Here is a 12,501-nt window from a genome sequence, read left to right on the forward strand (position 1 = left end):
AGATTTGCCTAGAGCTTCCTTCAGATTCCGCGTCACCACGGACACCCTTGCCTTCAGCTATGTGCTTACCGCTACTTGGTCACACTCGGGACTTTCACCCGTTAGAGCTCACCCATGACGGGCAAACGAAAAAATCCGTCACATATGTGACGGATTTATCTATTCATCATCAATTTGTATTAAATCAGGGTCTAAGAATCCATAACCTTTTTCCTGTAAGCCTTCTAAAATACCTGGTAAAGCAGCATTTGTCCATTCACGATCATGCATTAATAGGTTTGCACCTTTTCCTAATAACGGTTCATTTAACATCACTTCAGTAAGTGCATCTTTTTCCGTGTATTCTGGTTGGAAGTCATATCCATATGACCAATTCATTAAGAGCATATCTTCATTCTTTACAAGTTCTTTGGCATAATCCGTATTTGCTCCATGTGGTGCACGAAAAAATTTTGGTTTTTCACCTGTAACTTCTTCAATTAAATTATTTAAGCTAAGAATTTCTTCTTTTTGTTGTTCTTCCGATACTTCACGTAAATTTTTATGGTTATATGTATGGTTTCCTATGTGAAAGCCCATATCATAAATTTCTTTCACAATCTCTTGTTCTTCTTCTGTATCCATGAAATGGCCATTAACAAAGAAAATAGCCGGTGCATCATATTCCTTTAGTGTTTTAGCCATTTCTAGGGCATATTTGTCTGGTGCATCATCAATTGTAATTAATACAACATTTGGATCCGCATCATCTATTGGTTTGAAATACCAAACATCATTTAAGTAATACTGCGGCTCTATATTCTCTTCAACATCCTTTACTTCATCCGACTCTTCGTTATGTTTTTTCTCTTCACTCTCTTCTTCATCTGTCTCATTCTCATCAGAAGTTTCTTCGTCATTTTCAGGTTCTTCTTCATTGATTGTCTCTTCCTCATTCTCTACTACTTGCTCCTCATTTTCTTCAGGCTGAATCTTCTCTTGACCTTCTTCAGAACAAGCAACTAACAACCATGCAACTAATAAAAACCCCCCAAAAAACTTTAAGTTTCTCATAGCTGTCTCCCCCTTTTTTCTATAATTTGATTATATATGATTGATAGGTCATTTTGAATTATAAGTTTGAAATTGGGCAAAAGAAATATATGAACTTTATTTATAAGTTATTCGAAGGGACTGTGTAATAAACGATGAAAAATAAAGTAACCAAAGTATTTTATATCTCATTAGCTATTGCAATTCTATTCATCATATGGGGTATGATTTCTGAAGATACATTACCAGACTGGAATCTAGGTGCTGTTACAGGTGAAATACAAGGTTTTTTAGTTGAGAAGTTCGGATGGTTTTACTTGTTATCTGCAACCTCTTTTTTAATATTTGCTCTGTTTCTAATCGCTTCGAAATACGGTAACATCGTCTTAGGTAAAGATGGTGATAAACCTGAATACAACTATATTACATGGTTTGGAATGTTGTTTAGTGCAGGTATGGGGATTGGACTTGTGTTCTGGGGTGCAACAGAACCTATTTACCATTTCAACACTCCTCCTTATGAAGTAGATAGTAATAGTGAAGCTGCTAAAGTTGCTATGCGCTATAGCTTTTTTCACTGGGGGCTTCACCCTTGGGCAATTTACTCAATATTAGCTTTAGCTTTAGCATACTTTCAGTTCAGAAAAGATGCTCCAGGTTTAATCAGTAGCACGCTGAGACCTTTATTTGGAGATCGGATGAATGGTGGCTATGGTACTTTAGTTGATGTTATTGCAGTATTTGCTACAGTATTCGGTGTAGCAACTTCTTTAGGACTAGGTGCGCAGCAAATTAGTAGTGGGTTAGGGTTTATTTTTGAAGGCTTAACGAATGATTTCTCTTTACAATTAATTATTATCGTTGTTGTAACAGTATTATTCATGCTTTCAGCTATTACTGGACTCAATCGAGGGATTAAATATTTAAGTACAACTAATATTATTTTAGCGTTTATTCTCTTATTCTTTATGCTTTTTGCAGGCCCAACAAACTTTATTATGAACTTCTTTACAACAACACTTGGTAGTTATATTCAAAACCTACCAGCGATGAGTTTTAGAACAGCCCCCTTTAATGAAGATGACACAGGTTGGCTAGAAGGTTGGACAATTTTCTATTGGGCATGGTGGATTGCTTGGGCTCCATTTGTAGCGATGTTTATTGCACGTGTTTCACGTGGTCGTACTGTACGTGAATTTGTAGTAGGCGTTTTATTAGTCCCAACGCTATTTGGGGCATTATGGTTCTCAGTATTTGGTGGTTCAGCTATTGCACTTGAATATAATGAAGGGATGGATTTATTCTCCATCATTTCTGAGACTGGTCAAGAAGCAGCGTTATTTACCGTCTTGGAGAATTATCCATTAACAGTTCTAACTTCGTTACTAACGATTTTACTAATTGGCACTTTCTTCATCACATCAGCTGATTCAGCAACATTTGTCTTAGGGATGCAGACAACAGGCGGTGAATTAAATCCAGACATTAAAGTTAAACTAGCCTGGGGTGTTGTTCAATCTGCTACTGCGGCAGTACTACTATGGCAAGGTGGGCTTGGTGCATTACAGACGGCTTCTATTATAGCAGCATTCCCGTTTGCGTTTATACTCATCATGGTAATCTTAGCAATAGTAAAAGAGTTTAAAGAAGAAGCTAGAAACTATCCATTAAAACGAAAACGTCCAGAAGATCGATAATATTAAAGCTGATTCGCTTTTAGAGTGGATCAGCTTTATTCATGATAAATAAAAAAAGCCCTAACCCTTAAAGGATTAGGACTTGTTAAATACGTTATGCAGTGTGAATTGGCATACCTAGTACAACTTCTGCTGCTTCCATTACTGTCTCCCCTAATGTTGGGTGAGCATGGATTGTAAGTGATAAGTCTTCTGCAGTCATACCAGCTTCAACAGCAAGACCTAATTCAGCAATTAAGTCACTTGCGTTTGGACCTGCTACTTGAGCACCGATCACTAAACCGTCAGATTTACGAGTTACTAATTTTACGAAACCATCCGTATCATTAAGTGATAATGCACGGCCGTTTGCTGCAAACGGGAATTTCTTAGCAACAATTTCATAACCTGCTTCTTTAGCGCTATCTTCGCTATGGCCTACGCTAGCTAACTCAGGATCAGAGAATACTACAGCTGGGATGCCAAGATAATCAATTTCTGATTTCTCACCACTAATTGCTTCAGCTGCGATTTTTCCTTCATAAGAAGCTTTGTGTGCTAACTGAGGACCTTCTACGATATCACCAATCGCATAGATGTTATCTAAGTTAGTACGGCATTGTTTATCGATTTTGATTAGACCTTTATCGTCAAGATCTAAGCCGATGTCTTCAAGACCCATTTCATCTGTGTTCGGACGACGACCAACAGTTACTAAAAGATAATCCGCTTCGATTGTTTTCTCTTCGCCTTTTACTTCATAAGTAACTTTTACGCCATTGTCAGTCTCTTCAACACCTTGAGCCATAGCTTCAGTTACAATGTCAATGCCTTTCTTCTTAAGACGTTTCTTAACTAATTGAGTCATACCCTTCTCAAAGCCACCAAGAATATCTTTAGTACCTTCAAGAATGGTTACTTCACTACCAAAGCTTGCGTAAGCACCACTTAACTCAGTACCGATGTAACCGCCACCGATGACAACTAATTTACCAGGGATTTCTTTAAGGTTAAGAGCACCTGTTGAGTCTAATACACGGTCTGAATAAGGGAATTGTTTTAATTCAATTGTACGAGAACCAGTTGCAATAATGCAGTTGTTGAACTTATAAGTTTGAGACTGTTTCTCGTCCATGATTTTTACAGTGTTCTTATCAACAAAGTAAGCTTCACCTTTAACGATGTCTACTTTGTTAGCTTTTAATAAGCTTTCAACACCGCCAGTAAGTTTGTTTACAATTTGACCTTTCCATTCCTGAACTTTATCAAAGTTCACAGAAACGTTTTCTGCCACGATTCCCATGTCTTCAGAACCTTTAGCATGCTCAAAGCGGTGACCCGCTGAAATTAATGCTTTAGAAGGAATACAACCAACGTTTAAACAAACACCGCCTAGGTTACCTTTATCAACAATTGTAACCTTTTGACCTTTTTGAGCAGCACGAATAGCTGCTACATATCCACCAGGACCTGCTCCAACGACAAGAGTATCTACTTCTTCTGGAAAATCTCCTACTACCATTATCTACGCCTCCATCATGATTAATTGTGGGTCATTTAATAAACGTTTTACATGATTCATCGCATGTTGTGCAGTAGCACCGTCAATCATACGATGGTCAAAGCTTAATGAAATAGCTAATACCGGTGCAACAACCACTTCACCATCACGAACAACAGGTTTCTCAGCAATTCGTCCAATTCCTAATATTGCAACTTCTGGATGGTTAATAACTGGCGTGAACCATTGTCCGCCGGCTGACCCAATATTAGTGATTGAGCATGAAGCACCTTTCATTTCTTCTGATGATAGTTTACCATCACGAGCTTTTGTTGCCAACTCGTTAACTTCACTAGAAATTTGGAAAATGGATTTACGATCTGCATCTTTTACTACAGGAACTAGTAATCCTTTATCAGTATCTGCAGCAATACCAATATTGAAGTAATGCTTCTGAATAATTTCTTCTGTATCATCATCAAATGATGTATTTAATACTGGATACTTCTTCAATGTAGATACTAAAGCTTTTACTACATAAGGTAAATAAGTTAGCTTAATTTCTTGCTCAGCAGCAACCTCTTTGAACTTTTTACGGTGATTCACAAGCTCTGTAACATCAACCTCATCCATTAATGTTACGTGAGGAGCTGTTTGCTTAGATTTAACCATAGCTTTTGCGATTGCTTTTCTAATACCACTAATTTTTTCACGAGTTTCTGGATAATCGCCAGCAGGAACTGATTGTTTATCTTCTTGTTGTTCTTTAGTAGTATCTGTATCTTCTTTTGCATCTGTTTCTTGCGTTGCTTGTTCTTGACCACCATCAAGATATTGTTCAATGTCTTCTCTTAAGACACGACCGTTTTTACCAGACCCTTGAACTTTACGGATATCCACATCATTGTCACGCGCATATTTTCTTACTGATGGCATGGCGATGACACGTTTATCGTCTGTTTCATCAGCATCAGACTCTGAAGAATCCGTTTTAGGGCTTTTCTCTTTAGATTCTTCCTGTTTTGATTCTTCTTTAGACGAATCTTCTTGCTTGTCTTCTTTCGGCTCTTCTTCATCGTTTGAATCATCACTGTCATCCGATTCGTAACCTTCAGCATCAATTTTAATGATAACATCTCCTACAACTGCTGTTTCACCTTCGTCTACTAGCACATCTAGTACTTCACCTTCAACAGGAGATGGAATTTCTACGACTGCTTTATCATTTTGAACTTCACATAATACATCGTCTTCTTTAATTTCATCGCCTTTTTTCACAAACCATTTGGCGATTTCACCTTCGTGAATACCTTCACCTATATCAGGCAGTTTGAATTCGTAGGCCATCTTATTTCCCTCCTAATCATTAAAAGTTAATAGATTGCTTCGCTTTCTCTACAATATCTTCATAGTTCGGTAACCAAACTTCTTCTGCTTGAGAGAATGGATATACTGTATCAGCCGCTGCTACTCTAAGTACAGGGGCTTCAAGGTGTAAAATAGCACGTTCTTGTATTTCTGATACAATATTTGCTGCTATACCTGCTTGTTTTTGAGCTTCTTGAATAACAACAGCTCTATTTGTTTTCTTCACTGACTCGATAATAGTCTCAACATCAATTGGAGATACTGTACGTAAGTCAATTACTTCAGCATCAATATCTTCTTTTTCTAACTCTTCAGCTGCTTTAAGTGCAGAATGTACCATTGCACCGTATGCAATTAAAGTAATGTCTTTACCTTCACGTTTAACATTTGCTTTACCAATATCAACTGTGTATTCCTCTTCTGGAACTTCTTCACGGAATGAACGGTAAAGTTTCATATGCTCTAAGAAAATAACTGGATCATTGTCACGAATAGATGAAATTAATAATCCTTTTGCATCGTATGGATTAGAAGGGATGACAACTTTTAAACCTGGTTGTTGAGCCATAAGACCTTCTAAACTGTCTGCGTGTAATTCTGGTGTGTGTACACCACCACCGAATGGCGAACGAATCGTCATTGGTGCATGCCATCTACCACCTGAACGATAACGCATACGTGCAGCTTGACCACTTACTGCATCCATTGCTTCATAGACGAAGCCGAAGAATTGAATTTCAGGTACAGGACGGAACCCTTGTGTAGACAGACCAACTGCCATACCGATAATACCTGATTCAGCTAACGGCGTATCAAATACTCGTTCTTCACCGAAATCTTCTTGTAAACCTTCTGTCGCACGGAATACGCCTCCGTTTTGGCCAACGTCTTCACCAAAAACGAGCACATTTTCATCATTTTTAAGTTCCGTACGAAGAGCATCAGTTATTGCTTGAATCATTGTCATCTGTGCCATTGCTTACTTCGACTCCTTTTCTTTATATTCTTCCATTTGCTCTTTTAAGTTGTATGGAAGTTCTTCGTACATAATTGAGATAAGATCAGTAACTTTCTGTTTATCTTGACCGTCAGCTTTTTTGATTGCGGCTTTAATTTCTTCTTTAGCCGTTTCAATGACTTCGTTTTCTTTTTCTTCTGACCATAAATCTTTGCCTTCTAAGTATTTACGGAAACGTACTAATGGGTCTTTTTTCTCCCATTCATCATCCATATCCTCCGTACGATAACGAGTTGGGTCATCCCCTGCCATCGTATGTGGACCATAACGGTAAGTATAAGTTTCAATTAGAGTTGGACCCTCACCATTAATGGCACGCTCACGTGCTTCTTTAGTTACTTGATATACTGCTAAGACATCCATACCATCGACTAAATAGCCTGGAATCCCAACAGCTGCTGCTTTTTGTGCCACAGTTTGCGCTGCAGATTGTTTTTCTACAGGAACTGAAATAGCAAATTGGTTGTTCTGAACAACAAAAATTGCCGGAGCTTGATATGCACCTGCAAAGTTCATACCTTCATAGAAATCACCTTGAGACGCACCACCATCACCAGTGTAAGTAATTGCTACATTCTTTTTACCACGGCGTTTTAAGCCAAGCGCAACACCAGCGGTTTGAGTAATTTGCGCCCCAATAATAATTTGTGGGCTTAAAGCATTCAAATCTTCAGGCATTTGATTACCGTGAAAATGTCCTCTTGAGAATAAAAATGCTTGATATAATGGTAGGCCGTGCCAAATTAACTGTGGTACATCACGGTATGCTGGTAATATAAAATCTTCTTTTTCTAGCGCAAAGTGAGTACCTAGTTGAGATGCTTCTTGTCCTGCAGTTGGTGCATAGAATCCTAGACGTCCCTGACGATTTAACGCAATCGAACGTTGGTCTAGTACTCTCGTATACACCATACGACGCATTAACTCAACTAAATCGTCATCAGATAAGTCGGGCATAGCATCTTCGTTTACGATCTCTCCATCTTCATTTAAGATCTGAATCATTTCAAATTTTTCATCGATTCCTTCAAGTGGACTTTTAAAGCTCACTCTAGTCACCTCTTCCTTTCAAATAAATTCCTCATTATAGTTTACCTAAACTGCCGAGTACTAATCGTATTCTTTACATTATGTACCCCAAAATTACCTACCTTAATCATGCCTGTTACACTCATTTTCACAGAATAACTAATACAACTCTGCACTATTTAGTAGATTATATCATATTATACATGACCGTCAAACACTTTTAAACATTAGTGTTTGACTAAAATATAATCATTATCTTGAATTTAATATAACAACAACCTGTTACATAAAAATATGCTCCCTGTAATATAACAGTTGAAATTTATGATACAAAAAAGAGCACACAATTATTCGAGAACTGTGTGCTCTGTGTTATGACAATTTTTATTAATCTTCATACTCAACATTTAAATCAGAAATCTCATAAAACTCTTTCTTTAACTCATTAAATTCTTGAGTTAAATTATTGAAAGTTTCTTGGGCATCTTGAACTTCTGTATAACTCTTGTTTACATTCTCTACTTGAGAATCCAGATCTTCTTTTTCTAAGTTTTCATCTTTAAGCATTTCATATAATTCTGCATCTAAATCAAGTGAACTTTTGTAAGCTTCATACAACTCATTAAAAGCTTCGTATCTGTCGTTCATTGTGGTCATCATCTCATCAGCCACTTCTTTAGGTTCTTCTTCCAGCTCTTCGACATACTCTTCAATTTGATCAAATTCTTCTTTTGCAGAGTCAATACTTTCTTTCTCTTGTTCTAATAACTCACGACGCTCTTCAACCACACCTAATGCCTCGTCAACAATAGGTTGAATTTCTTCAAGTTCATCCATATTAATTTCCATCATTTGATTATAGAGTTCATTCTCTTGATCTTCTAATTCAACTAATTGTGATTGAGCTGATTGGAAAGAGCTTTCTAACTCAACAGACTTTTCTAGATGATTGTATATATCCTCTGCAGGATTATAGTCATCAGTACATGCAGATAAGACTACAAATATAATTAGTATGATTGCTGAAGTCACTAAACGTTTCATCGTCTTCCCTCTTTCTAAGTTCGTATTTTCGTTAATAAAAAGTATAACATAATCACTCATTAAAAAATAACATCAAAATATTAATATATAGAAAAAACTTGTGATAAAATGATGTTGTTATAAAGGAGAGCTGAAAGGATGAATAACATGATAACGATGGATCAAATTGTGCGTGAAGGTGATCCTGTCTTACGTGAAAAGGCTATAGAATTAGACCTCCCTGCTTCAAAAGAAGATCATAACACTTTAGAAAAAATGCTCCAATTTATTAAGAATAGTCAAGATGATGAATTGGCCAAAAAGTATAACCTGAGACCTGGTGTTGGATTAGCTGCTCCTCAAATAGGTATTTCTAAAAGAATGTTAGCTGTTCATTTTACTGATTTTAATGATAAAGAATATAGTATGGGATTGTTTAATCCTAAAATCATGAGCCATTCTGTTGAGAAGACTTATTTACAAGGTGGAGAAGGTTGCCTTAGTGTGGATCGTGATGTACCTGGAATTGTCCCACGGTATGCAAGAATCACGGTAAAAGGAGTAAACCTCGAGGGTGAAGAAGTTAAACTAAGATTAAAAGGTTATGCGGCAATTGTTTTTCAACACGAGATAGACCATCTTGATGGAATAATGTTCTATGATCATATTAATCCTGATAACCCTTTACAACCACCCGAAAACTCCAAACCAGCTGAAGAAATTTAGTGTTTATGAAGTACTGATGATAAAAATCAGTACTTTTTTTGTATAAATCATTTTAAAAAGAATGAATTGCAGTATATAATAATAAAAGAAGATGATAATGTTAATATATGCCTTAGTATTTATTGCTTATTACTTATAATGATTTTAACATTGTTTCTCATATAATCTTCAGTAAGGGGTTGTATGGTACATGTTAAAGAAATTGAGAGATCGAATTAAAAAACGTCTAAAGAAATTATTAGGCAACAAAAAAACGGCCAACACATAATATTGTTCTTTAATGCTCATTTGCATTTAGATATAGCTATACGGATAGGTAATGAACGGAGAAATATTTACAGTAAGGAGAGATAATATGATTTTTAAAGTACTTTATCAAGAACATGCTGAAGAAGCACCAGTTCGTGAAGAAACAAAAACTCTTTATATTGAAGCGGAAAATGTAAGAGAAGTACGTTCAAAGCTAGCTGATCGTAATTACAATATAGAATATGTCCAAGAACTAAGTGAGGCACACTTAAAATACGAACAACAATCCGAAGATTTTAAAGTGGAGAAACTCTAGGGGTCGTTCATATATGAAATTTGTAAAAAACGATCAAGTAGCAGTCTTCGCATTAGGCGGTCTTGGCGAGATCGGTAAAAATACGTATGGGGTACAATTTCAAGATGAAATTATTCTAATTGATGCTGGTATTAAATTCCCCGAGGATGAGTTACTAGGAATCGATTATGTAATCCCTGATTATACGTATTTAATTCAAAACCAGGACAAAATTAAAGGATTGTTTATCACACATGGACATGAAGACCACATTGGTGGAATTCCGTATTTATTAAGAGAAATTAATGTACCTATTTATGCAGGTAAGCTAGCAATTGGATTAATTCGTAATAAACTTGAAGAACACGGACTATTACGAAATGCCAAATTAAACACTATTCAAGAGGATGACGTCATAAAATTCCGTAAAACTTCCGTATCTTTCTTCCGTACAACACACAGTATTCCTGATTCGTACGGTATTGTGGTTAAGACACCTCCAGGTAATATTGTACACACTGGAGATTTCAAATTTGACTTTACACCAGTTGGGGAACCAGCAAACTTAACTAAAATGGCTGAAATTGGTGCTGAAGGGGTATTATGCTTACTTTCTGATAGTACAAACAGTGAAGTTCCTGGGTTTACACTATCTGAAAGAGTTGTTGGAGAGAGTATACACGATATTTTCAGTAAAGTTGAAGGTCGTGTCATTTTTGCAACATTTGCATCAAACATATACCGCCTACAACAAGTTGTCGAGGCAGCATCTAATAACGGACGAAAAATTTGTGTATTCGGACGAAGCATGGAGAATTCAATCCGAATTGGACAAGAACTAGGATATATTCGTGCACCGAAAGATACATTTATTGAACCGAATGAAATAAACAAGTTACCTAGCGATGAGGTATGTATCTTATGTACTGGGTCTCAGGGTGAATCGTTAGCTGCTTTATCAAGAATTGCTAATGGGACACACAGACATATTCAGATCCAACCTGATGATACAGTTGTCTTCTCGTCTTCCCCAATTCCAGGGAACACGATTAGCGTAAACCGTAGTATTAATAAACTTTATCGTGCTGGCGCAAATGTCATTCATGGTTCATTAAATGATATCCATACATCAGGACATGGTGGACAAGAAGAACAAAAGTTAATGCTACGTTTATTAAAACCAAAATATTTCATGCCTATTCACGGTGAATATCGCATGTTAGCAGAACACACTAAGTTAGCAAAAGATTGTGGTGTTCCTTTGAACAACTCATTCGTAATGGACAATGGTGACGTTCTTGCAATTGGTAATAAACATGTTGGAGTTGCTGGTAAGATTCCATCAGGCTCGGTATATGTCGATGGTAGTGGTATTGGAGATATCGGCAACATTGTATTACGCGACCGCAGGATTCTTTCTGAAGAAGGATTGGTTGTTGTAGTAGTAAGCATTAACATGAAAGAGTTCAAAATCGCTTCAGGCCCAGATATCATCTCTAGAGGCTTTGTTTATATGAGAGAATCTGAAGACCTAATCAAAGAAGCCCAGGTACTTGTCTCAAACCACCTAGAAAAAGTAATGGAACGAAGAACATCACAATGGTCTGAGATCAAAAATGAAATTACGGATACGATTCAGCCATTCCTTTATGAGAAGACTAAACGTCGTCCAATGATATTACCTATTATCATGGAAGTTTAATAAACATTACCTATCCAAAATAGCAAAAACTCGCTTAGTCATACAGCGAGTTTTTTTATATTAGTCTTCTATTACTAACGCTTTTTCAAATCTAGAAATATCCTTATCAGCACCGATTATAATTAATATATCATCATACAAAATCTTCTCATTTGCCATCGGCGACACATTGATTTCTTTTCCACGCTTAATAGCAACAACGTTACAGCCAAATTTAGCACGAATGTCTAACTCCATTAATGTCTTACCTTGCATCTTTTCTCCTGCTTTAATCTCAACCACACTATATTCATCAGACAATTCAAGGTAATCTAATACATTACTAGAGATAATACTATGTGCAATTCGTTTACCCATATCACGTTCAGGGTGCACGATCTCATCTGCTCCGATTTTCTCTAAAATCTTTTCATGATAATCATTTTGAGCTTTAACAGTAATTCGTTTTACCCCAATTTCTCTTAAAAGCAATGTGGTTAAAATACTAGCATGTATATTATCACCAATGGCGACAATCACGTGGTCAAGGTTTCTAAATCCTAATTCTTTTAGTGCTAATTCGTCAGTAGAATCTGCAATAACCGAATCTGATGCAATTTCTTTATACTCATTTACTTTATCTTCATCTAGGTCTAAAGCAAGGACCTCTTCGCCTTCTTTACTTAATTCTTTACAAATACTTCCCCCGAAGCGACCTAATCCAATTACTCCATATAACTTCTTCATATCTTGTTCCTCCTAAAAAGCCATATCTGAAAACAAGTCTACCATATATGCTACCCTTTTGTATTCTTTATTTAAAAGTTAGCTCTGATAAACTCAGTTTATCATAAGAGTTCAAAAGAATTTAAAATTATAAAACGCAACCGCCATTTTGAGCGA

At 36.5% G+C, this 12,501-nt stretch carries 11 protein-coding genes; 4 read left to right on the top strand and 7 right to left on the bottom strand.

What is annotated here, in order from left to right; all coding sequences use genetic code 11:
• Window positions 1-159: 159 nt before the first annotated feature.
• Window positions 160-1,053, bottom strand: coding sequence for a polysaccharide deacetylase family protein (locus ACTWQB_RS14065; protein ID WP_443139833.1), 894 nt, complete (start codon window positions 1,051-1,053; stop codon window positions 160-162).
• A 134-nt stretch (window positions 1,054-1,187) separates the two neighbouring features.
• Between ACTWQB_RS14065 and ACTWQB_RS14070 the strand changes: the two genes are divergently transcribed.
• Window positions 1,188-2,729 carry a glycine betaine uptake BCCT transporter gene (locus ACTWQB_RS14070; RefSeq protein WP_443139834.1) on the top strand — a complete coding sequence of 514 codons (1,542 nt, stop codon included), beginning with the start codon at window positions 1,188-1,190 and terminating at the stop codon, window positions 2,727-2,729.
• Window positions 2,730-2,823: 94 nt separating this feature from the next.
• On the opposite strand, the gene lpdA is transcribed toward ACTWQB_RS14070, so the two are convergent.
• The 5 genes from lpdA to ACTWQB_RS14095 all read right to left on the bottom strand — a co-directional run bounded on the left by lpdA (window position 2,824) and on the right by ACTWQB_RS14095 (window position 8,668).
• Window positions 2,824-4,230, bottom strand: a complete 1,407-nt coding sequence (gene lpdA / locus ACTWQB_RS14075) for a dihydrolipoyl dehydrogenase (protein WP_443139835.1) — start codon at window positions 4,228-4,230, stop codon at window positions 2,824-2,826.
• 3 nt (window positions 4,231-4,233) lie between these two features.
• Complete coding sequence (locus ACTWQB_RS14080) at window positions 4,234-5,556, bottom strand: dihydrolipoamide acetyltransferase family protein (protein WP_443139836.1); 1,323 nt, start codon at window positions 5,554-5,556, stop codon at window positions 4,234-4,236.
• 19 nt (window positions 5,557-5,575) lie between these two features.
• The gene (locus tag ACTWQB_RS14085) at window positions 5,576-6,553 is read right to left on the bottom strand and encodes an alpha-ketoacid dehydrogenase subunit beta (RefSeq protein ID WP_443139837.1); all 978 of its coding nucleotides are present in this window, start codon (window positions 6,551-6,553) and stop codon (window positions 5,576-5,578) included.
• Window positions 6,554-6,556: 3 nt separating this feature from the next.
• A complete protein-coding gene (pdhA, locus tag ACTWQB_RS14090) occupies window positions 6,557-7,600 on the bottom strand; it encodes a pyruvate dehydrogenase (acetyl-transferring) E1 component subunit alpha (RefSeq protein WP_443139866.1) in 1,044 nt (347 codons plus the stop codon).
• A gap of 411 nt (window positions 7,601-8,011) precedes the next feature.
• Complete coding sequence (locus ACTWQB_RS14095; RefSeq protein WP_443139838.1) at window positions 8,012-8,668, bottom strand: YkyA family protein; 657 nt, start codon at window positions 8,666-8,668, stop codon at window positions 8,012-8,014.
• Between the two features lie 147 nt (window positions 8,669-8,815).
• On the opposite strand from ACTWQB_RS14095, the gene def reads away from it, so the two are divergent.
• The 3 genes from def (at window position 8,816) to rnjA (ending at window position 11,619) form a co-directional block, all read left to right on the top strand.
• On the top strand, window positions 8,816-9,373 hold the full coding sequence (gene def, locus ACTWQB_RS14100; protein WP_443139867.1) for a peptide deformylase: 558 nt from the start codon (window positions 8,816-8,818) through the stop codon (window positions 9,371-9,373).
• A 355-nt stretch (window positions 9,374-9,728) separates the two neighbouring features.
• A complete protein-coding gene (locus ACTWQB_RS14105) occupies window positions 9,729-9,938 on the top strand; it encodes a DNA-dependent RNA polymerase subunit epsilon (RefSeq protein ID WP_443139839.1) in 210 nt (69 codons plus the stop codon).
• Window positions 9,939-9,951: 13 nt separating this feature from the next.
• Window positions 9,952-11,619, top strand: a complete 1,668-nt coding sequence (gene rnjA, locus ACTWQB_RS14110; RefSeq protein WP_443139840.1) for a ribonuclease J1 — start codon at window positions 9,952-9,954, stop codon at window positions 11,617-11,619.
• A 60-nt stretch (window positions 11,620-11,679) separates the two neighbouring features.
• Here rnjA and ACTWQB_RS14115 read toward each other — a convergent pair whose 3' ends face one another.
• The gene (locus tag ACTWQB_RS14115) at window positions 11,680-12,345 is read right to left on the bottom strand and encodes a potassium channel family protein (RefSeq protein ID WP_443139841.1); all 666 of its coding nucleotides are present in this window, start codon (window positions 12,343-12,345) and stop codon (window positions 11,680-11,682) included.
• Between the last annotated feature and the right edge of the window lie 156 nt (window positions 12,346-12,501).

Source organism: Piscibacillus sp. B03 (assembly GCF_052246295.1).
Taxonomy (GTDB): Bacteria; Bacillota; Bacilli; order Bacillales; family Alkalibacillaceae; genus Piscibacillus.

Coding starts and splice junctions, on each gene's coding strand:
- ACTWQB_RS14065 (WP_443139833.1), bottom strand. CDS start 1,053: ATGAGAAACTTAAAGTTTTTTGGGGGGTTTTTATTAGTTGCATGGTTG.
- ACTWQB_RS14070 (WP_443139834.1), top strand. CDS start 1,188: ATGAAAAATAAAGTAACCAAAGTATTTTATATCTCATTAGCTATTGCA.
- lpdA (WP_443139835.1), bottom strand. CDS start 4,230: ATGGTAGTAGGAGATTTTCCAGAAGAAGTAGATACTCTTGTCGTTGGA.
- ACTWQB_RS14080 (WP_443139836.1), bottom strand. CDS start 5,556: ATGGCCTACGAATTCAAACTGCCTGATATAGGTGAAGGTATTCACGAA.
- ACTWQB_RS14085 (WP_443139837.1), bottom strand. CDS start 6,553: ATGGCACAGATGACAATGATTCAAGCAATAACTGATGCTCTTCGTACG.
- pdhA (WP_443139866.1), bottom strand. CDS start 7,600: ATGATTCAGATCTTAAATGAAGATGGAGAGATCGTAAACGAAGATGCT.
- ACTWQB_RS14095 (WP_443139838.1), bottom strand. CDS start 8,668: ATGAAACGTTTAGTGACTTCAGCAATCATACTAATTATATTTGTAGTC.
- def (WP_443139867.1), top strand. CDS start 8,816: ATGATAACGATGGATCAAATTGTGCGTGAAGGTGATCCTGTCTTACGT.
- ACTWQB_RS14105 (WP_443139839.1), top strand. CDS start 9,729: ATGATTTTTAAAGTACTTTATCAAGAACATGCTGAAGAAGCACCAGTT.
- rnjA (WP_443139840.1), top strand. CDS start 9,952: ATGAAATTTGTAAAAAACGATCAAGTAGCAGTCTTCGCATTAGGCGGT.
- ACTWQB_RS14115 (WP_443139841.1), bottom strand. CDS start 12,345: ATGAAGAAGTTATATGGAGTAATTGGATTAGGTCGCTTCGGGGGAAGT.